Origin of the sequence: Bacillus sp. FSL K6-1106, from assembly GCF_038005245.1 — a bacterium.
Classification (GTDB): domain Bacteria; phylum Bacillota; class Bacilli; order Bacillales; family Bacillaceae; genus Bacillus; species Bacillus altitudinis.
The window spans coordinates 2,744,070-2,769,793 of record NZ_JBBOSV010000001.1 but is presented as its reverse complement, the minus strand read 5'-3'; the positions used below and the strand labels follow the sequence as shown (position 1 = coordinate 2,769,793).

Here is a 25,724-nt window from a genome sequence, read left to right as displayed (position 1 = left end):
AAGGCAATGTCAGTAGTTCAATTCCATAAAACGGAAGGGTCTATGGTCTCATATTGTTCGATTATTTGACAGAACTTTCTGTAAAATGAGATGATTTAAGAACTATATGATTTCGTAAAGGAGCATAAGTCAATGATCCAGCCAGAAGAGATCGTCAGAAGCGGTCCTAACCAGTTTATTTCTCAAAAGGGGATTTATCATGAAATCGAGTCATTTGTTACTCCCTTTCAGTCACCAGCTATAGTGACAGGATATGACTCATATCAAGCCTTTTCACAGTACACAAAGCTTCCATCCGAGTGGCCTGTTGTTCAGCATAAAGGTTACAGTTCACCAAATGCGATCACACAAATTGCGGAAGAACTCAAGAGTTCAGACGTGATCATCGGAATCGGTGGCGGCACGATTTTAGATACAGCGAAGTCTGTTGCCGACGCTCTCCAAATTGAAGTGATCATGGTGCCGACGATTCCTGGGACATGTGCGGCTTCTACACCGCTCAGCGTCATTTATGATGACAAGGGGAATTTCATGAGGGTCGACTATCATAAGCGGTCCAGCTATCTCACGTTAATTGATCATACTTTTTTGCTTTCATCTCCTCTTTCCTATCTCCAAAGCGGAATTGGGGATACGCTCGCAAAATGGTATGAAGCGGAAGCCATTATTCGCAACACAAAAGGCACCTTGCCGCTCATGGTACATGCTGCATTAAAGCAGGCAGTGTACGTTCGTGACATTCTTCTGACTCATAGTGAAGAAGCCGTTAGCAGTTTAAAAACAGGTCAGCTTTCTCAAGCCTTTGCAGATGTAACAGATACGATCATTACGTTAGCCGGAACAGTCGGCGGCTATGGAGGACGTTATGGCAGAATGGCAGGAGCCCATGCCGTTCATAATGGATTAACATTTATTGATGAAACACATCATGTGTTACATGGACAAAAAGTGGCCTATGGCATTCTCGTTCAGCTTGCCGCAGAAAACCGTATGACGGAAGTAGAAGAATTACTCGAGCTTTATCAAACACTCGGATTACCTAGAACGATGCGTGAGCTTGGCATCACAGCTCAGCTAGAGGAAGCAGCACATACAGTGGCAAACCATGCTGCAAGTAAAGATGAAACCTTTTGTTTGATTGGAGACTATAAGAAAGAGCAAATTGTCGACGCCATTCAAATCATTGAGACCTATCAGCCTCAAAAAACGGTCTGAACATACCGGCAAATAAAAAAGCACAGGCATCCCACCCGTGCTTTTCTTATATTAAAAATCGAAGTTATCTGGGTCTGGACCCGTGCGCTCATCTTCATTGAGCTGATCAATGACACTCATTTCATGGGCGGACAACTCAAAATCAAATACGTTTGTGTTTTCGATGATTCGGCTCTTCGTCACAGATTTCGGAATGGTGATAATGCCATGCTGCAAGTCCCAGCGAAGAATGACTTGCGCCACTGACTTCTCATGTTTTTTCGCAATATCTTGAAGCACCGGATGGTTAAGAAGTTTTCCGCTGCCTAATGGCGACCATGCTTCTACATGAATGCCTTTTGCCTTGCAGTAGTCACGTAAAGGCTCCTGCGTCAGCTTCGGATGCAGCTCAATTTGATTGACCATTGGTACCACTTCTGCCTCTTCTATTAAATCTTCTAAATGGTGCTGATGGAAGTTACACACGCCAATGGCTTTCACGCGGCCATCCTTATAAAGCTTTTCTAGCGCTTTCCACGTTTCTTTATATTTGCCTTCAACCGGCCAATGGATTAAATAAAGATCCAATACATCCAGACCAAGTTTGTTCATACTCGTTTCAAAGGCTTCAAGCGTTGACTCATATCCTTGATCACTATTCCACACTTTTGTCGTAATGAACAGATCATCGCGAGAGATGCCTGATTGCTGAATGGCTTTGCCAACACCTTCTTCATTTTGATAGGCCGCTGCTGTATCTATACTGCGATAGCCCGCTTCTAGTGCGTCTTTGACTGCATTTACAGCCTCATCCCCATCTTTTACTTGCCATACACCAAAGCCAAGCTTCGGCATTTTCACTCCGTTTGCTAATGTGACTGTATCTGTTAATCCACTCATCAAACAAACCTCCGCTTCATTTTTGCTTACCATGCACTATACCCGAATGTGCGAAAGATCATGCATGAAGATAAACCATTCATAGACTGAATGATCTCAGATAGTTGACAAAGGGCTAAAATGAACTTGATTTTAGCCCTTTGTCTTCTTTTTTAGCGTGATAGAAAACCTTTGCAGTCTAGGAAGGACGAGTACTGGCGCAGAGCGAATTTGACATTCGTGAGCACCAGCACGCAGGACTGACAAAGAATGCGAGGGTTTGTCTACACGCTGAAACCATTCATAGACTGAATGATCTTATTTGATGTATTGTCCCATATCGACTTGATTTGCATCAACGATTTGGTATTCACTGATTCGATTTTTTGTTTTAGAACCATCATACGTCTCTAAAAAGCTTTGGTCATAAAAAGTCACACCATACATTTGCTTTTCGTTCTCGTACACTCTGATCCAATAAGATTCTTTTGTTTCTTTTTTAGATCCAGTTAATTTCTTTAATTGAATACCCGAAAATTTCTTCAGCAGCTTTTGAATATCCTCTTTCTTATCCACCACAACGCGCTCATCATCATGCTCAATTTGAATGGAAGTCACTTTATCTTTATCAATCGAGACCACATCATCAAAAGCATATGTTTTGGCATTGATCATAAAATAAAGACCTATTCCGATGAACATAACGACTACTAAACCAATGATCCACTTCTTCAACCTAACTCCTCCTTCAATTCACGCCATCCCTATACAAACAGCGAGGTCCAATCATCCTCCTCAGAGAATACTTGAATCCCATGCTGTTTCAGCAAGGCAGACGTCACACCGTTCCCAGCCTTTGTCTTCCCGTTAAACTCTCCCCGATAGATCATCCGGCTTCCGCAAGAAGGGCTGTACTCTTTTAACACGACGGATGTTGCGCCAAGAGTCTGAACCTGCTTAAGCGTGTCTTGTGCACCATTTACATACATCTCTGTCACATCTGTTCCATGAACATCAACAACAGAAGCCTGCCCCCGTAAGACATCATGACCATCTCCACCAATAATTTCTGCGGGAGGTCTTGGTGTAGAGAAACCGCCAAGCAGCTCAGGGCAAACTGTTACCGCCTTTCCTTCCTGCACGAGCTCCTCGATACGTTGATCTAATCGATGGCTGCCATTATAACGGACCTTTAATCCCGCAAGACAAGCGCTAACAACGATCATGTATGTTCCTCATTTCTATGTATTGAACGTTTTTTGCTGACTTTAAAATAAATCCATAAAGGCAAACAGAGTATCGTGTACATCAGAAAGGGCAGAGCACAATACAAAACAGCCGCCCACATGGACCCTTCAACTCCTGTGATACCAAAAAAATAAACAAATAATAGCAAGCTGACAAACAATCCGACGAACGGCATGATAAATACATATTTTTTGAAATTTTCCATCATCTCTTCCACCAACACGGTTCCCTCCCTCAATCATCATCACGAATAACGTCAATATATGTTAATTTTACCATAAAAAAACCGAAAGCATCTAGTTTATAGAAAGCTTTCGGTCCGTTATTTATATCTTTTCCTTCCAAGCCTTTAAGAAGCGCTCAATAACCTGTAGTTCGTCTTCATTAAATTCATGGAGGAATTCTAAATAGGAGGAGACTGCCTGTTCATGAAGCTCATCATGCAGTGCCGCAAGCTGTGTGCCTTCCTCTGTGAGTGAATAATAGACGGATTTCTTGTCACCTTGCCGGTGGCAATAGTCGACCATGCCTTTTTCGATGAGCTTTTTCACAGCCTTTGTAATGGCTGGTTTTGATAGTTTTAGTTGTTGTGAAAGAAATGTATTATTGGATTCATTAGGGTTTGCTTGAATCATAGATAAAATATGAAGCTGTGTAAGTGTCCAATCTTGCTTGAGTGTATCAGTCGTGGTAATCAGTGGATCTGTTGGATCGTTCCGTTTCTTTTCCCTATGCATAATCAAATCTTGAATCGCTTTTAAGACAATCTGCTCGTTTGTTTCCATCTGAACCTCCACTCTTAACTGGTTAATAAAATGGTACTAATAATCAATAAAGGAGTCAAAAGAAATGTGGGGATGAGGAAAAGAATGGGTCATCAGACCTGATAAATAAGAGAACTTTTTTACTAGATTACAAGAGACAGCACAATTTCCTTTTCTTTGCTATTATTTATGATAGGTAACCCTCAATCAAAAAAAGAAGGTGAGAGAATGAAAACAGAACAGCAAATGGCCATTCGCCAGTTAGAAGAAAAAATAAATTTGTTTTCTTCTGTTGTCAACGGATCGTTCCTATCAACAGAAGATTTCGTTTTATCAAACACGCATATATCAACTGACACGTTCAATTTGTTATTACCCATTTCAGCGCACATACAAGATCAACAAAAAGTGGAAGCTGCCATCGAACAAATGCAGCAACAGCAGCTAGCATTCAGCACATGGATCACTCAAAGCCTGCTCCACCCCGATTGGTCGAATATCATGCAGAAATATGGGCTTCAAGAAGTGGAACGCAATACCATCATGATGCTTGAACATACAAACGACATCGATCAAAGGACCTCTCAATCGCTTACGATCAAGGAAGTGACTGACGATCAAACCTTTCTCGATTATCAACATTTATTTATCGAACTTTTCGAAGGATCACCTGAGGCAATCGCTTTAAACAGCTATTTCCAGCGCTTTTCGATTGAACGATTACACCCGAGTACCCGCATGTTCGTTGGATATGAACACAACAAACCGGTCACAACGGGCTTATTGATTGAAACAGCAGACAGCTACGGTATTTATGATGTCATCACAAAGGCAGAACACCGCGGAAGAGGACTTGGCAGTGACATGTTTCATTACCTTCTGACCCAAACAGATAACAAACAAAAGTGTGTGATGTTACAAGCCTCAAATGACGGCAAACATATCTATCAGCGTGCCGGATTTCAACCAATTGGAGAAATGGTTGTTTTTGAATAGAAGATGACATTTTTCCTGACTTATCGAGGGTAAAGAAAGGCATCCTGTCTCTTCTTTGCCTCTAACATCTCATCACAAAAATGAATGTACATTCATTCACTCCTTTGGTACATTTAAAAAAAGGAGCTGAAGAACAAATGGTTCGACCAGGCGATCAATTTCAAACAAGCAAAACCTATACGCATGAAGATGTGATTCAATTTGGCGAGATGACAGGTGATCTTGGCAAACATCATACCGAGCTAGATGATCAAGGCAGGCTCATGGTACACGGTTTTCTCACAGCAAGTCTAGCCACGAAGCTTGGTGGTCAGTTTCATTTTATCGGTCAAGAGATGACATGTACCTTCATACGCCCTGTTTATACAGGTGACACCATTACCTGTCAGATGGCCGTCACCAAGGTAGAACCCCTTGAAAAATACCATCGTGTCCACCTTTTTTCCCGTTATATCAATCAGCATGGAGAAGAAGTCATTACTGGTAAAAGTGAAGGTGTGGTTTTAAAAAAATAAAAAGCTGCCTATGATGAGGCAGCTAACTAACACGAAAATGTTCTTATTCTCTTCTATTCAGCCTGATGCTGACGATCCATATAAAGCGGCGGTCTCTTTAATGAAATCACTGCACAGCTAAAGGCAATCAGCACAAAAATAGCGCCGAATTTAGCCAAGTCAACGGATGAACCAGTCATTGTAAACATGACGCCGCCCACGGCTGATCCAATGGAAATCCCAATTTGCAAAGCGGATGTATTCAAACTCTGCTGAATATCAGACGTCACAGGGTCTGTTTGAATCAAATAGCTCTGCAAAGCAGGTGTCAGTGCCCAGCTAAGAGCACCCCATAGGACAACCATCACCATAAAGAGCATAAACACTCCTGCTGTATAAGGAAGGATAAACATCACAATGGCAAACGCGATTGTCACCAGCAAAATGGCTTTCCCTGATCCTAGTTTGTCACTCAGCCAGCCGCCAAACCCATTCCCGCCAATCGACGCAAGCCCGAAGACCAAATAACAAATACTAATCCAAAACGGAGTCATATGGAGAACTTCCATCAGAAATGGCGTGAAATAAGAATACAGCATATAATGACCAGCAAGCATAAACAAACTAATCAAATGTGCACTGAAAATTTTCGGATGCCCTAAAGAACGAATTTGTTCTTTAAGCGGCGTGACTTTTTCAACAGGCATTTTCTCCAATAGAAAATAAATGAGTACCATGGATATGGCTGACAGAATACTGATTCCTAAAAACATCACTCTCCAGCCAAAGCTCTCTGTAATAAAAATACCGATCGGTACACCGAGAACAAGTGATGAGCTAATCCCAATAAAAATCAGACCTAATGCTTTCGCTCGATGCGCCGGTTCCACCAGCTTGGCGGTAATCGTCAATGATAACACCACAACAAGCGCTGTACTCATGGCAATCAAGACCCTAGAGATCATGACAAGGGCAAAGGTGGAACTAAAATATGTGAATACATTGCCTAATGTAAAGACCAATAATGCGATTAAATAAAGACGCTTTCGTTCGATTTTGGCTGTGACGGTCAGTAGCACCGGTGCTGAAATAGCATACACAATCGCAAATACCGTGATCAGCTGCCCAGCTGTCGCAAGAGACACATTGAGATCCTCTGCTAAACTTGGCAAAATGCCTCCGACCACAAGCTCAACTAATCCAACCGCAAAAGTAGAAACAGCTAATAAATAAACTCTCCAGTTCATGTCTAACATCCCTTCTCTATATCATGGCTTTCACTTTTGATACAGGGTGCAGACAAACAAAAAAACCCTGATTACAAAAAAGGAAAGCGCGCTTTTGTAATCAGGATTTATCGGATCCTGGTAGAAACCCTCAAACCATATTATTGAGGTTATACAAGTCTATTTTTTTCTTCAAATATATTAGCATAGCCTTCCATAACGTGCAAGCTGCAAAAATAGAAAATGTTTGCCAATGGCTCTTCGACATAAACGACCTCAGAAAGGCATGAAATGAACTTGCGGACCAACTTGCTTTCTCCCCCATTTACAGGTAAACTGATGAAAAATCAACGAACAAGGATCAACGTAGATCTGGAATAGTAGCTTGAATTGACCTTTAACAGAGAGGGAACGGTGCTGAGAAGTTCCTACTGACATCTTCAAGTGAACCTGCCGATTTAGTTCTGTTTCATACAGCGGTTCATACCGTTATCATGATCGAGTGTAAAGCTGTGCTTTAAATTAGGGTGGTACCACCAGGAATGGTCCCTAACTTAAAGCACAGCTTTTTTGTTTTTTTAAAAGGAGGAAAAAGACCATGTCAAAGAAACAATTTGTTGAGAAAATTACAAGCATGGAAGACGACTTTGCCCAGTGGTATACAGATGTTGTCACAAAGGCGCGTCTCGTCGATTATTCAAGCGTTAGAGGCAGTATGATTATTCAGCCATACGGTTTTAAAATTTGGGAGAATATTCGCGACGAACTTGATCGTCAAATCAAAGAAACGGGTCACGAGAATGTCTATATGCCGCTCTTTATCCCAGAAAGCCTTCTCCAGCAAGAAAAGGATCATATCGAAGGCTTTGCTCCTGAAGTGGCGTGGGTGACTCATGGCGGTGATTCGGAATTACAAGAAAGACTCTGCGTCAGACCAACCTCTGAAGTGCTGTTCGCCGAGCATTATAAAAACATCATTCACTCCTATCGTGATTTACCGAAGCTATATAACCAATGGGCCAATGTCGTCCGCTGGGAAAAGACAACACGTCCATTCCTTAGAACCCTTGAATTCCTCTGGCAGGAAGGGCACACTTGTCACGAGACTGAGCAAGAAGCGATTGAAGAAACAGAAAAAATGCTCCATGTCTATGCGTCTATTTGTGAAGAGCTTCTAGCGATCCCTGTCATTAAAGGAAGAAAAACAGAGAAAGAAAAATTCGCTGGCGCTCGCTTCACCTATACGGTTGAAAGCTTGATGCATGACGGAAAAGCCCTGCAAACCGCCACTTCTCACTTCTTCGGCAACGGATTTGCCAAGGCGTTTGGCATTGAATTTTTAAATCGAGAAGGAAAATTAGAGCATGTCCAGCAAACATCATGGGGCTTCACCACAAGAATCATTGGCGCTATGATCATGGTGCATGGCGATGACAGAGGACTTGTCCTGCCGCCAAACATTGCGCCAACCCAAGTACGTGTTGTGCCAATTGCTTCTCATAAAGAAGGTGTCCTCGATCATGCCTATGAATTAAAGGATCGACTCGCCCGCATCGCACGCGCTGACATCGATGCAAGTGATAAACAGCCAGGCTGGAAATTCAACGAATGCGAAATGCAGGGCATCCCATTACGCGTAGAAGTAGGACCAAAGGATATGGAAAAAGGCCAGGTCATGCTCGCAAGACGAGACACAGGTGAAAAGCAAGCCGTCACGTTAGATGCACTTGAACAAACCATCACGGCCACGCTTGAAGACATTCAACAGACGATGTACGAAAAAGCAAAAGAACGATTACATGAAAAAACATCAAACGCCCATACAATCGAAGACATCGAGCAGCTTCTTGCCGAAGAAAACAGGTTGATCAAAGCCATGTGGTGCGGTGATGAAGACTGCGAAAACGACATCAAAGAGAGAACAGGAGCGACATCACGCTGTATCCCGTTTGAACAAGAATCCGTTTCTGACACATGTGTCTGCTGCGGGAAACCTGCTTCTGATATGGTGTTCTGGGCAAAAGCCTACTAATCATGCTTCAAATTGTTGACAAAGGGCTAAAATGAACTTTATTTTAGCCCTTTGTCTTCTTTTCAGCGTGACGGAAAGCCTTCGGACTCTTGCGAAGCGAAATTAAAAATCATGAGCGCCAGCATGCAGGGCTGACAAAGAATGCGAGGATTTGTCTATACGCTGAAGCATCTTATACGATGCTTCTTTTTTGTTAAAAAGAGCCAAATATCCATTGACCTCATTCACACAATCCCCTATAATTCATATTAATATAATCGGTTTTTAAGACTTTAACTGGAGTGGTGATCTATGAAGCGCTGGCTCTCAATATTTAACGAACGTTGTCCAAAATGTAAAACAGCATTAGATGTCTCGAAGTCCAATGCCTTGCAAGGCAAAGTCGTGAAAACATGCCCCAATCTTCATTATCAAAAAGAGTACCACCCTGCACTTGAAACGTATATCGAGCACGATGACATAAAATAAAAAAGACCAACACATGGAAAAGAGCCCTTGCTCTCAGTTGTTGGTCTTTTTCTTATAATAAATCCACCCAGATTTTGATCGCTGTGGCTGTAATCATCACGGCAAGCGCCCATTGCAAATAAACGGCATTGATTTTCTGGCCAATTTTCGCCCCAATCGGCGCGGCCATCAAACTGGCTACCATTAAGACAAGAGCAGGCATGAACATGACTTGACCAGTCAGCACTTTCCCAGCCGATGCGCCGATCGCGGAGAGAAACGTAATCGCCAGAGACGAGGCAATCGTCATCCGCACAGGGATTTTGAGAATCGATAGCATCACCGGCACTAAAATAAAGGCACCGCCTGCACCTAATACACCCGATACACTTCCGATCACAAAGGCAATACCAGCCGCCAGTCCTTTATGAAAGGTCACCTCTCCATCCGCTTCTGCCTGCTGACCTTTTTTCGGAACAAGCATTAAAATGACAGCGACAATGGCAAGCAGGCCATAGACTACATTGATGCCTTTCTCTGGAAGGAAATGTGATAAATAGCTGCCTAATAAACTCCCTGCCAATATACTGCTCCCCATATATAAAATCAATGGTCGATGTAAAAATCCGCTTTTTCGATACGCCAGCACACCGCCGAGTGTCGAAAATAGGACTTGAATGGCACCAATCCCTGAAACCTCGTGTGCCGATAATGCCATCACTCCGACTAGAGGCGGGATATAAAGCAGCATGGGATAGTTGATCACCGATCCTCCTATTCCGACCATTCCTGATAAGAAGGAACCAATAAATCCGATGATAAATAAAGTAATGAAAAATGCAAAATCCACGCTGGTCTCCTCCTTTGCAAAAGGAAAAGGGGCTCCCTCATAGATACCCCTCTCCCCTTTAGGACCCTTTTCTCACCCAGAACTTCAGCACATGCCCTTCATCTGTCTGCGTGATCAATTCATGTCCGCTTGACTTAGCCCATGCAGCCAAATCAGCTTTGGCCCCTTTATCTGTTGCATGTATTTCTAATACTTGGCCTTCTGCCAAGTCGTTCATTTTTTTCTTCGTCCGAATAATCGGCATTGGGCATGCAAGCCCGGTTACGTCTAAAATGTGATCTGATGTCATCTGATCATCCCTCGCTTCTTTATTTTATTGAACATTATCGAATCGCACAACGGTTTGGACCAATTTCCATGTCTCGCTGCGCTTCCTCGTCTGGATGCAGCTTCCCCATATTGGTAGACCGAATGTCTTGATAAGCGTTTGGTTGTGCAGGTAGATGCTGCGTGACCATTTGTCTAAATACGTCTTCATCTTCAATGTTCAGCCCGTGATTTTCTTCAAACAAAGCGCCTAGTTCCTTCCAAACGCTCCCGTCTTCATTAAGCTCATCCACGATCATAAAATGTGCAGGCAGCACAATCAATTCTGCCGAAAGCGCCGTATATCGTGTATAAAGGGTTTCTCTCAAATCACCTACCCAGTCCTCCGCCATACCGGCTAGGTCAGGTCTTCCGATCGAATCAATGAACAAAATATCACCTGAAAGGAGGTAACGACCGTCTACGATAAAAGAGGTTGAACCAATCGTATGGCCCGGTGAATAAAGGGCATGAATCTCAATCTCCGTCGCTCCAATCGTCACACGCTGTCCTTCTTCAAGGTGATTGTAATCAAATGTCACCTCTTCGGCGTCTTTTGGTGGTAGCCAATAGATAGCACCAGTCTGTTCAGACAGCTTTTTCCCGCCAGATATATGGTCCGCATGAAGGTGCGTATCAAACACATGCGTCACTGTGACTTGATGTTTTTTAGCAAATTGCGTATAGACCTCCGTCATTCTAGCCGCATCAATAATCGCAGCTTCCCCATTCGACATGATCATATAGGACAAGCACCCCTTGCCCATTCGCACAAATTGGTACAACTCTCCACCGCCAGTTAAATCACCGATCTTCACTGGCTCTAAATGCTCACTCCATGCCTTCATGCCGCCTTGCAAATAATGGACCGTTCTGCCTGCCTCTGACAACATCTCTGCCACCATAATAGAGGAGCCTTCTTTCGCACAAACGACCAGTACATCTAGGTCATCCGGTATGTTCTCCACCATATCCTCTACGCCATCAAGAAGCTCAAAGTAAGGCACATTTAAATATTCAACGGCTTTCCCTTCAATTTTCCAGTCCTGCACATCTGATTCGTTTCGTACATCCAACAAAAAGATCGGCTCTTTGTTGATAATCTTTTTTGTTAACTGTTCTGCTGTCATTGCTTTTACAGTCATTGGTTCATTCAGCTCCTATTTTTCAATCTCTCCTGTCCAGCTGTTCATGCCTGGCACTACATTGATCAATTGATGAAATCCTTTTTCTTTTAACTTTTGTGCGGCTAATTCACTTCTTCTGCCTGAATGACAGATGAGGCAAATGAGCGTCTCTCGGTTCAATTCTTCAGCACGTTGTTCCACCTCACCGAGAGGAATGTGAACAGCTCCTGGAATATGACCCGCTTCATATTCATCCGGCTCTCGTACATCTAAAATAAACAATGACTGATCTTCTTTTACCTTCTGTTGAAACATGTTCAACGACATTTCCGAAATCATTGACTGCTCCTCCTCCTGTTTCGCTCCGCCTTTACGAATCAAATGATGAAGCACCTGTCCTTCTACTTTTGTTCCTAAAAATTCATGACCGGCGCTTTTTGACCAAGCTGCTAAATCCGCTGTAGACCCTTTATCGGTTGCTTGCACTTCAAGCACATCTCCTGGCAAGAGCTCATTCATTTGTTTTTTCGTTTTGACAATGGGCATTGGGCATGCCAATCCTTTTGCATCTAGAATTGCTGTTGGTTGCTGCATTGTTTTTCCTCCTTTTATAGGGGTGGGGGTATATTTTAAAGCCTATTTATACCTATAATCGCCAAGCATTCATGCCACCCTTGATATTCGTAATGTGGGTAAATCCCTGTTTTTTTAACAATTTAGCCGCCTGCATACTTCTCATCCCGCTCTGGCAGATCACATACACTTCTTTGTCTTTCTCAAGCTCATGCGATCGATTCCTTAACTGTGGTAAGGGGATATTTTGAAAGCCTTTTATATGATTTGTTTGAAACTCTAAAGGTGATCGCACGTCTATCAGCTGTTGATGCCGACTATGCAATTTAGGTTTCAGATGAGCTGCGTCCATTTGTTTCACACCCCGTACGGGAAGAAAACGGCTCACAAGCAAAGCGATCACAATGATGAGCAAAAGCATTTGAATCATGTATGGACACCCCCCTAGATAAATAAGTTCACATTCCCGATTTCTGCCTCTGCTAAATACGCTGCCACACCGGCATATTGAATGTCTGCTAATAATTCATTCTCCTGCAGCCCTAAGAGATCCATCGTCATCGTACATGCCACGAGGTTGATCTCTTGTTCCTTCGCCATATCAATGAGCTGCGGCAGGGTCATGGCATTGTGTTTATTGATCACATGCTTGATCATCTTCGGTCCCATTCCTGCAAAATTCATCTTTGACAGCCCCATTCGATCAACGCCACGCGGCATCATTTTGCCAAACATTTTTTCTAAAAATCCCTTCTTCAGTGGCACCATCTCTTCCTTACGCAAGGCATTCAGCCCCCAAAAAGTATGAAAAATAGTCACCTCGTGATCATAAGCTGCTGCGCCATTTGCAATAATATAAGCGGCCATCGCTTTATCATAATCTCCACTAAATAAAACAATTGTTGTTCGTTTTTTCTGTTCCTCCATCATGATCCTCCTTACATAAATTACCCATGGGGGTATACAAACCGCAAAAAATATATACATATACCGGTAAGGGTATATTATAACAAGTAAAAAAATTCGTCAACCTCCAAAGGCTGAGGAATTTCTTACCGGCTTTTCACCAAGAGCTCAACCGCTTCTTTGACAAGCCCCTCTGTATCCTTGCCTTGTTCAAGACTTTCACGGACACATTGCTCAAGATTTGTACTCACAATCACACCCATTGCCCGATCAATGGCATTGCGTGATGCAGATAGCTGCGTCACCACCTCGCGGCAATCCTTTCCCTGCTCCATCATCGCAAGAACTCCTTTAATCTGCCCTTCAATCCGGCGAAGACGATTCTTCATCTGCTGATTATACTCCACGTTTAACACTCCTTTCTCTTTTCCCTATGATCAGATAGTATACCCTGATAGGTATTTAGTCAAACATGATGAATCAGTATAAAAGGCTAATGAGATAATTATCCCAGCAACTCTACTCATTACGCACTAGCTTCTTTCATAGAGTATATATTCACCTTATAAATAGAATAAAGAGCGAAACACACTATATGAAATAAAAATGAGATTAGGTTCACGTTATTGCTCTATAATATAGAAAATGGGTAGTTAAAATACGCTTTTATGGTATAATTTTACTTTGATAGGGTTAATAAAAGTTGCGACAAAATGAAGAGTCGTAAAAGGCATCTGATGATTGCTAATATGTAAATAACTTTTTCTATCCAAAAAGGAACCGAAATAATTAACAAAAAATAGGTGATGTTGTGGATAATTTTTTTGAACAATTAGATCTTAAAACAATTATAACAATCTTTGCTGGATTTGGCGCTGCTTCTACAGCCCAATTATTTTCACATCATTTCTCCCGAAAAAGGGAAGATATAAAATATCATAAAGAATCTCTTCAGAATTTATACTCTCCTGTAATTTTTGAAATAGAGAACTATATAATTGGGGAGTTTGTACATGCTAGAAATATTGAGATAAAACCATTAGAGTTATTATGGTTGCAATCAAAGAATCCAAAAAAGATTTTCAGAATGATATTAGAAAAAATAGGTTCTAATTTACAGTATGCAAAACCAGAATTAATCATGGATTATTTCAATCTGATTAATAAAGAACCAGATACTATCTATAAAAAGACAATTGATAAAGAGATAGCTCTTTGCAATACATTGTTATTAGACTATGTTCAGCTTTGCAAAAAACTTAAAATTAATTCTTATAAAGTAGACAAGTACATACAAGGACCCCTTATGTTTACTCAACTATATGAACTTTTAGGGCATACAGATCATTTTAATGCACAAGAGTTACTTATAAAACATTATTTTGAAGTTAGAGGTTTAGGATATGTTTATTTCAAAAAAATTATTAGGCTTAATCACCAATTCAAAAAAAATTTCACAATAGATAACTATTATAATGCAAAAAATAAATCGAACGAATTATTTACACAAATAGGTCAAAAACTTGGTTCAAAATCGGATTGGTGGTTCTCTGCAATCTCTAATCCATATGGATATCCAGATGATATCTCATGAAAAATAGATACCAGTTTATAATGTAAATTGTTTTTTGTTCTTGAGTATTAAAGCCTATTGTTAATTTATCAAATCTGATTATGCATCTATAATTTTGACATGCTTCAAAATATAAATGGCTCTTTTTTTAATAGTAAAATTTTACGTTTATTTTGAGTGAACGTTTACCAACTCTTTCTTGGAATAAAATAATAATCAGAAAGAAGGTGACCCATACCAAACAACTAATCCCAATCCACTCATCAATGAAAATTCAACATACTTCCTTCAACACGCTCACAAACAGTTCACTGATAACCGTGGGAGCAGCCCTTTGACAAAGCCAAACGTGAAAATAAACCCGTGCTCATCAGCATCGGTTATGCCCACTTCTCACTGACTGCATTGGATCTCTTTTATATTTAATGGCCATAATAACTTCATCCAAACGATACCTACCCTTCAATTAAACGTTTCAACTTAAGCTCCGTTCCAGTATCCTCAACTGGAGTATAGACACTGCATCTTAAATCAGTATCCCCGTACACTTGTAATGAAGTGAGATTAAACAACATTTTCCCTACCTTAGCATGACGAAATTCAATTAATACTTCAGGTGCATAACTGATCTCATTTTCATTCCATATTTTACGAAACTCAGGATATGCCTGCTCCATTTCTTCTATAAATTGCTCATACCAGTCATCCGCCACATACTGTCCATAATACGTTCTAAATATGGCGATATATCCTCTTACAAAATGCTCCCAATTCACGGCTAAACTTTTAAATTCCTTTCTTGCGAATAGTAAGCGGATGATATTTCTTTCTGCCGGGATGATTTGTTCAAAGTCCAAAAATACATTAGCTGCTGCTTGATTCCACCCAACAATCTGACTTCTTCTATCAGATACAATCGTTGGGCAATAACGAAGTTCCTGCAAAATTTTCACTAAAGCCGGACTGATTTCCTTCTCATTCTCAATGATATAGGATTGTTTCACACCTTCCTCTAACGCTAAAGCGTACAAATATCTCCTTTCATCGTTATTTAATTGTAATGCACTAGAAATCGCATCTAATACCGAAGTAGATACTTTTATATCTCTGCCTTGCTCTAACCATGTATACCAAGTAAGACTCACACCGGCTAGTTGAGCCACTTCTTCCCTTCTGAGTCCTGGTGTTCTTCGGCGGGTTCCTACAGGTAAACCAACCATTTGAGGCGTGATTTTTGAACGTTGGTTGTTTAGAAATTCTGATAATGCTTGAAGTCTTGTTTCAGGTTTCAATATGATCACCCTTTAAAATATTATTCATTATACTAGGATAAACAACAACTTGTAATAGGATAACACAATGGATAAAGTTAATAAAAACAAGGAGGGAATGATCATGAAAAGAGTTGTCATTACTGGAATGGGAGTTATTTCTCCACTAGGAAATGATATAGATAGCTTTTGGAATCAACTAGTTCAAGGACAATCGGGAATATCTCTCATTGATTCTTTTGATACGACTGATTATAAAACAAAAATAGCTGGAATCGTTCGTGATTTCGATGCAGATGAAATATTAGGGAGAAAAGAAGCAAAACGATTAGATCGTTTTAGTCAGTTTGCCTTAGCAGCAGCCGAACAAGCATTAGAACATTCACAATTACAGTTAGATCAAGTAGATCTTGAACGTTTAGGCGTATATGTTGGTTCAGGAATCGGGGGCATACAATCGCTTGTTGATCAGGTGAATGTATTAGATAAACGAGGTCCATCGAGAGTAAGCCCTAGCCTTGTCCCCATGATGATTTCAAATGCAGCTGCGGCCCAAATCAGCATCAAATTAGGCGCACAAGGGCCATCATTGGCACCAGTCACAGCTTGTTCTATCGGTAACACTTCTATTGGTGAAGCTTTCAATGCGATCCGAAATGATGAAGCAGATATTATATTTGCCGGTGGAGCAGAAGCTGCCGTCAACCAGATATCTTTGGCTAGTTTTGGAAACGCACATGCACTATCTACTAGAAACCAAGACCCAAGTCGAGCTAGCCGTCCATTCGATACAGATAGAGATGGCTTTGTTATGAGTGAAGGCGCAGGTATCTTAGTATTAGAATCATTAGACAACGCAATTCTTAGAGATGCGCCGATATTATGTGAAGTAGTGGGATACGGGGCTAGTTCAGATGCACATCATATGGTCGCTTCACACCCAGAAGGTAGGGGTGCCTACTTAGCCATGAAGAAAGCATTGAGAAGTGCAGATATATCAACAAGTGAAATCGATGTTATTAGTGCTCATGCAACAAGTACACAAGTAGGTGATCGTTCAGAAGTTCTAGCCATTAAGAAATTATTTGGTGATCGTTCAGGTGAAATTCCAACAACTGCGAACAAGTCAATGACTGGGCACATGTTTGGTGCTGCAGGCGGAGTAGAAGCGATTGCTTTAGTGGAAAGTTTGAGACGAGGAATGATTCCGCCAACTATTAATGTAGAGAAACAAGATCCAGATTGCAATTTAGATGTTGTATTAGAAGCGAGACAGCTTCCATTGAAATATGGGCTATCCAATTCTTTTGGTTTTGGAGGACATAATTCAGCCATCTTGTTAAAACATTACGATTGAAGTAGTGAAAAGAATACAATGAATTGATCAAGGGTTTATAGCCCTTGATTTTTCATGATGGGAATACCTCACAGACACTTGATCACGGACCTCAGCTATCTGATATATTAATTATATTCCTGTTTAGACGGTTTTGAGGATGAAGATAAGGATGAGAGTTTGGATTTAGTTATTAATTTCAAGACTCAACAATTTGGGAAACATTTAAAGTTCAAATCTTCTATTGGAACACAAACAATACATCTTAATTAAGAAATAAATGAGAACGCCCATAACAGTTTAAAAGTAAGGAAACTATCTTATTAGCCTCCTTACTTTTATATCAATACACTATTATTGAATACTAAATAGCATTAATCCCATTTTTCCATATGTACTTTTAATTCTGGTATACTTAATATCCTTTGTATCTCTGTATCATTTTCCGTATCTATATAACTTTCTTCTTCATGAGAAGATGTAACCAGCCATTCTTCACCATTTTTGAAGAAGGACAAGTCTTCTGGTAAATTTGGTTGCTCCCAATCATATAAAGAATTTGCGAATTCTTTTAGAATACTCTTCGCATTTTCATCTGTATAATAGTAATAAACTTTTGCTGTATTGTTAAATAGCATTGTGCTAGCCCATTCTGATTGTTCTTTCATCTCTTTCAATGAACTTTCAAGTTTTTTTAGGAAGGGATCAAAAGATTTTAAAGATCCCATATCTTTTCTTAAAACTAAATGAAACTCATCACAAATTTCGAAAGCCAAATCAATTAATTTGGAGTACTGCTCACCTTTTGGATTTTGATCAATAACTAACATATCTACACCTTCTCATATACCCATTTTTTAGATTTTTTGAATGTATGTTCTTTTCTGCTTCTTAAACTCAGATTATGCAACATAAGTAACTCCTGTAATAGTCACCGCTAGACCTATTGAAATTAAATGTGCTAAAAGTGCTTCTCCACCAAACGAAGAGATTACTAGAATGAATAGTATGCATTTATTTCCAACACCACTTTTAACACATATTTTCATAAAAACACAAAGCTATTATAACAGCTTGTTATTATTGATTAAATACACACAAGATAAATATAGTAATAAATTCCATTTAAAAGGCATTAATATAGGTTTTCATAATTAATGAAGTGAATAAAAGAATTGAAAACAAATCTATCGAAAGTTAAAATTTCCACAGCATTCCCTATAAATCTTTGACCTAATTATAGTTTTTTGATTTTTGCTCAGTTTCAAAATAAAGAACTATCGGTTATTATCCTACGTAACTTTTTTGAAGTAGTACTATCTAAATTCAAATGAAATTCCTTAAGCCCATCACCCTTTACACTCAAAAAGATTTAATAAATAAATATGAAAGGAGGAGATTCCATGTCTACTAACAATAAACCCAACAGATTAATCACTGAAAAATCTCCATACCTTCTCCAACACTCCCATAACCCAGTTAACTGGTATCCATGGGGAAAAGAAGCATTTGATAAAGCAAAAAAAGAAAACAAGCCTTTGCTGGTCAGCATCGGCTATGCCACTTGCCACTGGTGCCACGTCATGGCACACGAAAGCTTTGAAGATCAACAAGTCGCTGACATCCTAAACGAGCATTTCATTTCAATCAAAGTCGATCGTGAGGAGCGGCCAGATATTGACTCGATGTATATGTCCGTTTGTCAGATGATGACTGGGCAAGGAGGCTGGCCGCTCAACGTGTTTGTCACGCCTGATCAAAAGCCGTTTTATGCGGGGACTTATTTTCCAAAAAGAAGTGCTTACGGCCGTCCTGGCTTCATTGAAGCACTGACGCAATTGCTGGATGCGTATCACAACGACCGAGATCATATTGAATCATTGGCAGAAAAGGCAACAAATAATTTGCGGATCAAGGCAGCAGGGCAGACAGAAAATACGCTCACTCAGGAGTCGATTCACAAAGCCTATTATCAGCTCATGAGCAGCTTTGATACGCTGTATGGCGGCTTCGGTTCTGCGCCTAAATTTCCTGCGCCTCATATGCTCACGTTTCTCATGCGTTATTTTGAATGGACAGGGCAAGAAAATGCGTTATATGCTGTCACAAAAACGTTAAACGGCATGGCAAACGGCGGTATTTATGATCATATTGGTTCTGGATTTACTCGGTATTCAACCGATGAAAAATGGCTTGTGCCGCATTTTGAAAAGATGCTGTATGATAACGCCTTGCTAATAGATGCCTACACCGAAGCCTATCAAATCACTCAACACCCTGAGTACGAAAAGCTTGTCCATGACCTCATTCAATTTATCAAACGAGACATGATGAATCGTGACGGCTCTTTTTATTCGGCAATCGATGCCGATTCAGAAGGAAAAGAAGGGCAATATTACGTTTGGACAAAAAAGGAGATCATGACCCATTTAGGCGATGACCTCGGCACTTTATTTTGTGCGGTCTACCACATCACAGAGGAAGGAAACTTTGAAGGACAGAACATCCCTCATACCATTTCCACCTCATTTGATGACATCAAGGCAGCATATTCAATCGACGACAAAACCCTTCATTCCAAACTACAATCCGCTCGACACATCTTACTCACTGTAAGACAGCAGCGACCTGCACCGCTGATCGATGACAAGGTACTCACCTCGTGGAATGCGCTGATGATTTCCGCACTTGCCAAAGCAGGGAGTGTCTTTCATGTAGAAGAAGCCATCCGCATGGCAAAACAGGCAATGTCTTTTCTAGAAACACACCTCGTCCAGCAGGAACGGCTCATGGTCCGCTACAGGGAAGGGGACGTGAAGCATCTAGGCTTTATCGAAGATTATGCGCACATGCTCACAGCTTATATGTCTTTATACGAAGCGACCTTTGACCTAGATTGGCTGACAAAAGCAAGAGCCGTTGCTGAAAATATGTTTGAACTGTTTTGGGATGAACAAATCGGGGGCTTTTTCTTCTCAGGCTCAGATGCAGAAGCGCTTATTGTTCGTGAAAAAGAAGTATACGACGGGGCCATGCCGTCTGGTAACAGTACTGCACTCCAACAGCTTCTGAAACTAAGCAGAATGATCGGACGTCAAGACTGGATCGAAACACTAGAGAAGATGTTCAGCGCCTTTTACGTCGATGTCTCTTCCTATCCAAGCGGACATACCGCCTTTTTACAAGGACTATTAAGCCAATATGCCGTAAAACGAGAAATCATTATTCTCGGGAAAAAGGGCGATCCGCAAAAAGAACAGCTTCTACAAGCATTGCAAAAACGATTCATGCCATTTGATCTCATTTTAACTGCCGAAACAGGGCAAGAATTAGCAAGGCTCGCACCTTTTGCAAAAGATTACAAAACGATCAACGACAGCACGACGGTCTATATTTGTGAAAACTACAGCTGCCGCCAGCCGATCACCAATCTCGACGAAGCGATGGAACAATTATTCCAAACTTGAGCTGTCATATGATGACTATGAGAAGACAAAATGAGGACAAACAGATAAAAAACATGTCAATCCGCTAACAATTCGTCTATACGGTTTTATTTTTCCTCTAAAACGGTTAGAATGCGCACTAGATGTTCTCATACCGAAGGGAGAGAAAATAATTGAAAAAAGTATCATATACACTCATTGCTTGTCTGTTATCAGTGGGGCTTGCAGCCTGCTCATCAAACGATGCGAAACAGGATAAGCAAAACGATTCAGCCAAAAGCAAGGAAACAACACAGGCTGACCAAAAAGAGCAGCAAAAGCAAATGGAAGAGATGCAAAAGAAATTAGACGCACAAAAAATTGATGATCAAAAGGTCGTTGCGACCGTCAACAAAGATAAAATCACAGGAAGTGAATACAATAGCGCTCTATCGACCATTCAAGGTCAACTTCAGCAGTCAGGACAAGACCCAACATCTAAAGAAGGCGCTAAAGCTGTCAAGAAGCAAACCATTGATGCGCTCGTAGGTCAAGAGCTCATCCTGCAAGATGCTGAGAAGAAGGGCTATAAAGCCTCTGACAAGCAAGTCGATAAGCAGCTAAAAGAAGAAAAGAAACAATTTAAAGACAATGCTCAATTTGAAGAAGCACTCAAAAAGAGCGGACTGACAATGGATCAGCTGAAAAGTGATATTGCCGACAGCATCAAATACAGCCAATATGTCGACAAAGAAATTAAATCAGCCTCTGTGTCTGAAAAAGACGTCAAAGCTTACTATGACCAATACGCCGAACAAATGAAAAAGCAAAAACAAAAAGCACCTGATTTCAAAGACGTCAAATCACAAATCAAGAAGCAGTTAGAATCTCAAGAAAAGCAAAAAGAAGTACAAAAAGAAATTGATCAACTAAAGAAATCTGCAAAAATTGATGTATCAATTTAACCACTATTAAAAATCCGCCATTGTGCGGATTTTTTTCATCACTTCATGAACTGTTTTTCCAAAATAATGACAAAAGCCTCATCATAAACATCTTCTCCATCCGATATGATGGGAGTACAAAAGAAAGCGTTATCAATTCTTTTGTCTCTGAAAAAGTACAAGATCAAAGACAGACCTCGTACTTTTGTTTCAGTCATATCTACAAGAGGAGGATGTTTATGTTCAAATGGTTTAAACCAGCTCCGCATATCGACAGGCTCGATGATGCCAAAACAGACGAAACCTATAAACGGCTGCGGCTGCAAGTCTTTTTGGGAATCTTTATCGGATATGCGGGCTACTATTTGCTGCGCAAAAATTTCGCATTTGCCATCCCTTATTTACAGGAAGAGGGGTTCACAAAAAGTGAATTAGGCTTTGTACTGGCGGCTGTTTCAATCGCTTATGGCTTTAGTAAATTCATTATGGGGATGATCTCAGACCGGTGTAACCCAAGATACTTTTTAGCCGCTGGACTCTTTCTATCAGCTCTTATCAATATTCTTTTTGTCTCATTTCCATGGGTGACATCCAGTGTATGGATCATGTTTTTATTCATGTTCTTAAACGGCTGGTTTCAAGGAATGGGGTGGCCGCCATGCGGACGAACGATGGCGCATTGGTTTTCGGTGAGTGAACGTGGTACGAAAATGTCCATTTGGAACGTCGCTCACAATATCGGCGGGGGGATTCTTGCACCGCTTATTACATTAGGAATTGTTTTGTTTGCGACGTGGAAAAGTATCTTTTTCTTCCCTGCCATCATCGCCATTATCGTCTCCTTCGTCATCATTCTTCTCGTACGGGACACCCCGCAATCCGCTGGTCTTCCGCCAATTGAAGAATACCGAAATGACTATCCGGCACAACAATATGAAGATCAAGAAAAAGAATTAACCGTAAAAGAGATTTTGTTTAAATATGTACTCAACAATAAATTCCTTTGGTATATCGCCATTGCCAACGTCTTTGTGTACTTTGTCCGTTACGGGGTCGTAGACTGGGCACCTACCTATTTAACAGAAGCAAAAGGATTCTCACCAGAGCATTCACGCTGGTCTTATTTCCTTTATGAATATGCAGGCATTCCTGGTACATTATTGTGCGGGTGGATTAGTGACCGCTTCTTTAGAAGCCGCCGCGCACCTGCTGGCGTACTCTTTATGATTGGCGTATTAATTGCGGTTCTTGTGTACTGGTTAAACCCTGCTGGCAATCCAATGGTTGATAACATTGCCCTCATCAGCATCGGGTTTTTAATTTACGGACCCGTCATGCTCATTGGACTGCAAGCCATTGATCTCGCTCCGAAAAAAGCCGCTGGCACTGCTGCCGGGTTGACAGGATTCTTTGGATATATTGGTGGCTCTGCTTTTGCTAATGCCATGATGGGTGTCGTCGTCGATCACTATGACTGGACAGGAGGTTTCATTTTACTAGTTGGTTCTTGTATCCTTGCGATTGTGTTCCTCGCCATGACATGGAATACAGGAAAGCGCGTAGAGCAAGCTTAATGAAAATCACATAAAAGATTCATCTCCGCCCAACATGCCCTTTACATCTATTTCTTATGATGGAGGCAGTTACCGTAAAAGGAGGATAAAATATGAAGAAAAGTAGATTACTTGCTTTCGTGTTACTCTCTTTTGCTTTACTGTCTTTTGGTTGGGTGCCGACCACCATATCGGCACATGAACATCTTTTATCTCCAGATCGCATTTTAACCGTTGCACACCGCGGAGCATCAGGGTATGCCCCAGAGCATACCCTAGCTTCCTACAAGCTCGCCACAAAGATGAATGCAGATTACCTCGAACTCGACCTTCAAATGACAAAGGATGGACACCTCATCGTCATGCACGATGAAACGGTTGACCGGACGACAAACGGAACCGGCTGGGTCAAAGACCTCACACTCGCCGAAATCAAACAGCTTGATGCCGGTACATGGTTTAACGAAACCAACCCCGACAAACAAAATGCCCACTTTATTGGACAGCAAGTCCTCACATTAGATGAGGTGTTACGCTACTTCGGTAAACGAGAAAATTATTATATTGAAACCAAAAAACCAGACATCTATCCGCAAATGGAAGAAAAACTATTGGCCGTCTTAAAGAAACATCATCTTCTTGGAAAACATACGAGAAAAGGGCAGGTCATCATCCAATCTTTCAGCCAAGAAAGTCTATTAAAATTGCAGAAACTCGCCCCTCGGCTTCCAAAAGTACAGCTATTAGATAGAGCACAAATGACGTCTATTACAAATGATCAGCTCGACTTCATCAAATCGTATGCAGTGGGGGTCGGACCGAATTTTAGAGCTTTGACACTTGAAAATGTACAGCAGGTCAGAAGCCACGGACTCCTCCTTCACCCATATACGGTAAACAGCGAAGCAGACATGACACGTCTTCTACAATACGGCGTCACCGGTCTTTTCACCAACTTTCCAGATGTCTTTCAGCGTGTCAAAGCTTCTCTGTAAACGACAAAAGCCTTGCGGTTGTTCCGCAAGGCTTTTGATTATTCCACCGTTTGATCAGAAGAAGCTGTTTCAATCGGTTTTCGTTTACCAATTCCAAATACAAAAAAGCTAAGCGCCACTAAAATCAAGAACCCAATTGCCACAATGAGAGAAATTCGTGTATCCTGATTAATCAGCATAAACACAAGCACCATCAGCAAGAATCCGATTGTCAAATAGTTAGAAAATGGCGCAAGCGGCAGCTTAAACGGATGATTATCAAGCGCTGCCCCCTTCGCTTTTCTGAAGCCAATATGACTAATCAAAATGACAAACCAAGGCACCATACCAGGAAGGACACTCGCACTATACACATAAACGAAAATGTTTGGCGGAGAAACGTAATTTAAGACCACCCCAACCGCTAAACCAATCAGCACAGCAAATGTCCCAAAATACGGTACACCATTCTTCGAAATTTTTGTAAAGAAAGCAGGTGCCTGTCCATTCACACCTAATGTATAAAGCATACGTCCCGCACTGAAGATTCCACTATTACAGCCGGACATCGCTGCTGTAATGACAACAAAGTTAATAATACCTGCTGCTGCCGTAATTCCAATTTTCGCAAACGTCGCCACAAATGGACTGCCGAGCGTATTCAGCTGATCCCACGGATACACCGTCACGATGACAAAGATCGCACCGATATAGAAAATCAAAATACGCCAGATGATGCTTTTGATGGCATTTGTCAGCGTCTTTTGCGGATTTTGCGCCTCACCTGCAGTAATCCCAATGAGCTCTACCCCTTGATAGGCAGCAATCACTAGGGACAATGCAAACAAGAAACCGCTAAATCCACCTGTAAAGAATCCGCCGTGCGCCCAAAGGTTAGACAAACCAATCGCTGTTCCACCATTGCCAAACCCAAAGAAAATAATGCCTAAACCTGCAATGATCATTAAAATAATCGTCACAATCTTGATCATCGCAAACCAGAATTCAAACTCACCGAATGACTTCACCGAAATCAAGTTGGCCGCACCTAAAATGATCATGGCGATTAATCCGGGAATCCACGCCGGTAACTCCGGGAACCAATATTTCATATAAGCGCCTACGGCGATAATCTCAGACATTCCAACAATGACCCACTGGAACCAGTTACTCCAAGCTGTCATATACCCCGCAAGCGGATGAATATATTGATGCCCAAATGTAGCAAACGATCCCGTACTCGGTTCAAGATACAACATTTCTCCCATCGCACGCATAATAAAAAAGATAAAAATACCACACACTGCGTACGCGAGAAGAACCGATGGACCTGTCCATTGAATGGCTTTAGCTGACCCCATAAATAAACCAACACCAATTGTGCCGCCAAGCGCAATCATTTGAATATGACGAGCACTTAACCCTCTCTTTAATTCCTTTTGAGCCACTTCTATTCCCCCTCATCAACAAACAACATAAAAAATAAAAAATCAGAATTTTCATTCTGATTCAAAATCTTCAATCTTTCGATGTATATTATCATAATAAATCTACCCTTAAAAAACAATTGTTTTTTTGAGGAAAACACTATTAACAAAATATTCTG

26 protein-coding genes, 1 pseudogene and 1 riboswitch are annotated in these 25,724 nt (G+C 41.1%); of the genes and pseudogenes, 12 read left to right on the top strand and 15 right to left on the bottom strand.

All coding sequences use genetic code 11. The features are described from left to right. The first annotated feature begins 132 nt into the window (after positions 1-132). The gene (locus MHI20_RS14490; RefSeq protein WP_340939120.1) at positions 133-1,215 is read left to right on the top strand and encodes an iron-containing alcohol dehydrogenase family protein; all 1,083 of its coding nucleotides are present in this window, start codon (positions 133-135) and stop codon (positions 1,213-1,215) included. Between the two features lie 51 nt (positions 1,216-1,266). Here MHI20_RS14490 and MHI20_RS14485 read toward each other — a convergent pair whose 3' ends face one another. The 4 genes from MHI20_RS14485 to MHI20_RS14470 form a co-directional block, all read right to left on the bottom strand. After that, positions 1,267-2,094 (bottom strand): aldo/keto reductase, encoded by an 828-nt coding sequence (locus tag MHI20_RS14485; protein WP_340939118.1) that lies wholly within the window; start codon positions 2,092-2,094, stop codon positions 1,267-1,269. 297 nt (positions 2,095-2,391) lie between these two features. Next, on the bottom strand, positions 2,392-2,808 hold the full coding sequence (locus MHI20_RS14480) for a hypothetical protein (protein WP_340939116.1): 417 nt from the start codon (positions 2,806-2,808) through the stop codon (positions 2,392-2,394). Between the two features lie 29 nt (positions 2,809-2,837). Next, positions 2,838-3,299, bottom strand: coding sequence for a DUF523 domain-containing protein (locus MHI20_RS14475; protein ID WP_340939113.1), 462 nt, complete (start codon positions 3,297-3,299; stop codon positions 2,838-2,840). A gap of 348 nt (positions 3,300-3,647) precedes the next feature. Then, the gene (locus tag MHI20_RS14470) at positions 3,648-4,106 is read right to left on the bottom strand and encodes a MarR family transcriptional regulator (protein ID WP_024719151.1); all 459 of its coding nucleotides are present in this window, start codon (positions 4,104-4,106) and stop codon (positions 3,648-3,650) included. A 207-nt stretch (positions 4,107-4,313) separates the two neighbouring features. Between MHI20_RS14470 and MHI20_RS14465 the strand changes: the two genes are divergently transcribed. Together MHI20_RS14465 and MHI20_RS14460 are read left to right on the top strand one after the other, a co-directional pair. Beyond that, positions 4,314-5,081, top strand: a complete 768-nt coding sequence (locus MHI20_RS14465; protein WP_213406349.1) for a GNAT family N-acetyltransferase — start codon at positions 4,314-4,316, stop codon at positions 5,079-5,081. 137 nt (positions 5,082-5,218) lie between these two features. Beyond that, positions 5,219-5,596 carry a hotdog domain-containing protein gene (locus tag MHI20_RS14460; RefSeq protein WP_073415831.1) on the top strand — a complete coding sequence of 126 codons (378 nt, stop codon included), beginning with the start codon at positions 5,219-5,221 and terminating at the stop codon, positions 5,594-5,596. A gap of 53 nt (positions 5,597-5,649) precedes the next feature. On the opposite strand, the gene MHI20_RS14455 is transcribed toward MHI20_RS14460, so the two are convergent. Beyond that, complete coding sequence (locus MHI20_RS14455; protein WP_046527294.1) at positions 5,650-6,822, bottom strand: MFS transporter; 1,173 nt, start codon at positions 6,820-6,822, stop codon at positions 5,650-5,652. A gap of 77 nt (positions 6,823-6,899) precedes the next feature. Then, positions 6,900-6,999: riboswitch (purine riboswitch) on the bottom strand. 400 nt (positions 7,000-7,399) lie between these two features. On the opposite strand from MHI20_RS14455, the gene proS reads away from it, so the two are divergent. Continuing rightward, on the top strand, positions 7,400-8,833 hold the full coding sequence (gene proS / locus MHI20_RS14450) for a proline--tRNA ligase (protein ID WP_039169319.1): 1,434 nt from the start codon (positions 7,400-7,402) through the stop codon (positions 8,831-8,833). A gap of 291 nt (positions 8,834-9,124) precedes the next feature. Beyond that, the gene (locus tag MHI20_RS14445) at positions 9,125-9,301 is read left to right on the top strand and encodes a hypothetical protein (protein ID WP_164071373.1); all 177 of its coding nucleotides are present in this window, start codon (positions 9,125-9,127) and stop codon (positions 9,299-9,301) included. Between the two features lie 52 nt (positions 9,302-9,353). Here MHI20_RS14445 and MHI20_RS14440 read toward each other — a convergent pair whose 3' ends face one another. The 7 genes from MHI20_RS14440 to MHI20_RS14410 all read right to left on the bottom strand — a co-directional run bounded on the left by MHI20_RS14440 (position 9,354) and on the right by MHI20_RS14410 (position 13,449). Then, the gene (locus tag MHI20_RS14440; RefSeq protein WP_008343880.1) at positions 9,354-10,130 is read right to left on the bottom strand and encodes a sulfite exporter TauE/SafE family protein; all 777 of its coding nucleotides are present in this window, start codon (positions 10,128-10,130) and stop codon (positions 9,354-9,356) included. A gap of 58 nt (positions 10,131-10,188) precedes the next feature. Continuing rightward, complete coding sequence (locus MHI20_RS14435) at positions 10,189-10,419, bottom strand: sulfurtransferase TusA family protein (protein ID WP_008343881.1); 231 nt, start codon at positions 10,417-10,419, stop codon at positions 10,189-10,191. Between the two features lie 34 nt (positions 10,420-10,453). After that, positions 10,454-11,581 (bottom strand): MBL fold metallo-hydrolase, encoded by a 1,128-nt coding sequence (locus MHI20_RS14430; protein WP_061417732.1) that lies wholly within the window; start codon positions 11,579-11,581, stop codon positions 10,454-10,456. Positions 11,582-11,596: 15 nt separating this feature from the next. Beyond that, on the bottom strand, positions 11,597-12,157 hold the full coding sequence (locus MHI20_RS14425; protein WP_340939096.1) for a sulfurtransferase TusA family protein: 561 nt from the start codon (positions 12,155-12,157) through the stop codon (positions 11,597-11,599). Between the two features lie 52 nt (positions 12,158-12,209). After that, positions 12,210-12,566, bottom strand: coding sequence for a rhodanese-like domain-containing protein (locus MHI20_RS14420; RefSeq protein ID WP_039169331.1), 357 nt, complete (start codon positions 12,564-12,566; stop codon positions 12,210-12,212). A 14-nt stretch (positions 12,567-12,580) separates the two neighbouring features. Beyond that, complete coding sequence (locus MHI20_RS14415; protein ID WP_340939092.1) at positions 12,581-13,063, bottom strand: DsrE/DsrF/DrsH-like family protein; 483 nt, start codon at positions 13,061-13,063, stop codon at positions 12,581-12,583. A gap of 125 nt (positions 13,064-13,188) precedes the next feature. Continuing rightward, positions 13,189-13,449, bottom strand: a complete 261-nt coding sequence (locus tag MHI20_RS14410; RefSeq protein WP_003217059.1) for a metal-sensitive transcriptional regulator — start codon at positions 13,447-13,449, stop codon at positions 13,189-13,191. Positions 13,450-13,853: 404 nt separating this feature from the next. Between MHI20_RS14410 and MHI20_RS14405 the strand changes: the two genes are divergently transcribed. Together MHI20_RS14405 and MHI20_RS19250 are read left to right on the top strand one after the other, a co-directional pair. Continuing rightward, positions 13,854-14,636, top strand: a complete 783-nt coding sequence (locus tag MHI20_RS14405; RefSeq protein WP_224562944.1) for a hypothetical protein — start codon at positions 13,854-13,856, stop codon at positions 14,634-14,636. Positions 14,637-14,877: 241 nt separating this feature from the next. Then, positions 14,878-15,002 (top strand): annotated as a pseudogene (locus MHI20_RS19250) (DUF255 domain-containing protein); the annotation flags it as partial. A 68-nt stretch (positions 15,003-15,070) separates the two neighbouring features. On the opposite strand, the gene MHI20_RS14400 reads toward MHI20_RS19250, so the two are convergent. After that, positions 15,071-15,907 (bottom strand): helix-turn-helix transcriptional regulator, encoded by an 837-nt coding sequence (locus MHI20_RS14400; RefSeq protein ID WP_340939088.1) that lies wholly within the window; start codon positions 15,905-15,907, stop codon positions 15,071-15,073. A 103-nt stretch (positions 15,908-16,010) separates the two neighbouring features. Between MHI20_RS14400 and fabF the strand changes: the two genes are divergently transcribed. Then, positions 16,011-17,243, top strand: a complete 1,233-nt coding sequence (gene fabF / locus MHI20_RS14395; protein ID WP_340939087.1) for a beta-ketoacyl-ACP synthase II — start codon at positions 16,011-16,013, stop codon at positions 17,241-17,243. 353 nt (positions 17,244-17,596) lie between these two features. On the opposite strand, the gene MHI20_RS14390 is transcribed toward fabF, so the two are convergent. Next, a complete protein-coding gene (locus tag MHI20_RS14390) occupies positions 17,597-18,052 on the bottom strand; it encodes a hypothetical protein (protein WP_048002323.1) in 456 nt (151 codons plus the stop codon). A gap of 573 nt (positions 18,053-18,625) precedes the next feature. Here MHI20_RS14390 and MHI20_RS14385 point away from each other — a divergent pair. The 4 genes from MHI20_RS14385 to MHI20_RS14370 all read left to right on the top strand — a co-directional run bounded on the left by MHI20_RS14385 (position 18,626) and on the right by MHI20_RS14370 (position 24,139). Then, positions 18,626-20,689 carry a thioredoxin domain-containing protein gene (locus MHI20_RS14385; protein WP_340939082.1) on the top strand — a complete coding sequence of 688 codons (2,064 nt, stop codon included), beginning with the start codon at positions 18,626-18,628 and terminating at the stop codon, positions 20,687-20,689. Positions 20,690-20,841: 152 nt separating this feature from the next. Then, positions 20,842-21,612: a SurA N-terminal domain-containing protein gene (locus tag MHI20_RS14380; protein ID WP_008359353.1), complete on the top strand. Its 771-nt coding sequence runs from the start codon at positions 20,842-20,844 to the stop codon at positions 21,610-21,612. 218 nt (positions 21,613-21,830) lie between these two features. Continuing rightward, positions 21,831-23,165, top strand: coding sequence for a glycerol-3-phosphate transporter (gene glpT, locus MHI20_RS14375; protein ID WP_008343899.1), 1,335 nt, complete (start codon positions 21,831-21,833; stop codon positions 23,163-23,165). 92 nt (positions 23,166-23,257) lie between these two features. Then, positions 23,258-24,139, top strand: coding sequence for a glycerophosphodiester phosphodiesterase (locus MHI20_RS14370; RefSeq protein WP_340939076.1), 882 nt, complete (start codon positions 23,258-23,260; stop codon positions 24,137-24,139). A 38-nt stretch (positions 24,140-24,177) separates the two neighbouring features. On the opposite strand, the gene MHI20_RS14365 is transcribed toward MHI20_RS14370, so the two are convergent. Then, a complete protein-coding gene (locus MHI20_RS14365; protein ID WP_041091711.1) occupies positions 24,178-25,566 on the bottom strand; it encodes an amino acid permease in 1,389 nt (462 codons plus the stop codon). Between the last annotated feature and the right edge of the window lie 158 nt (positions 25,567-25,724).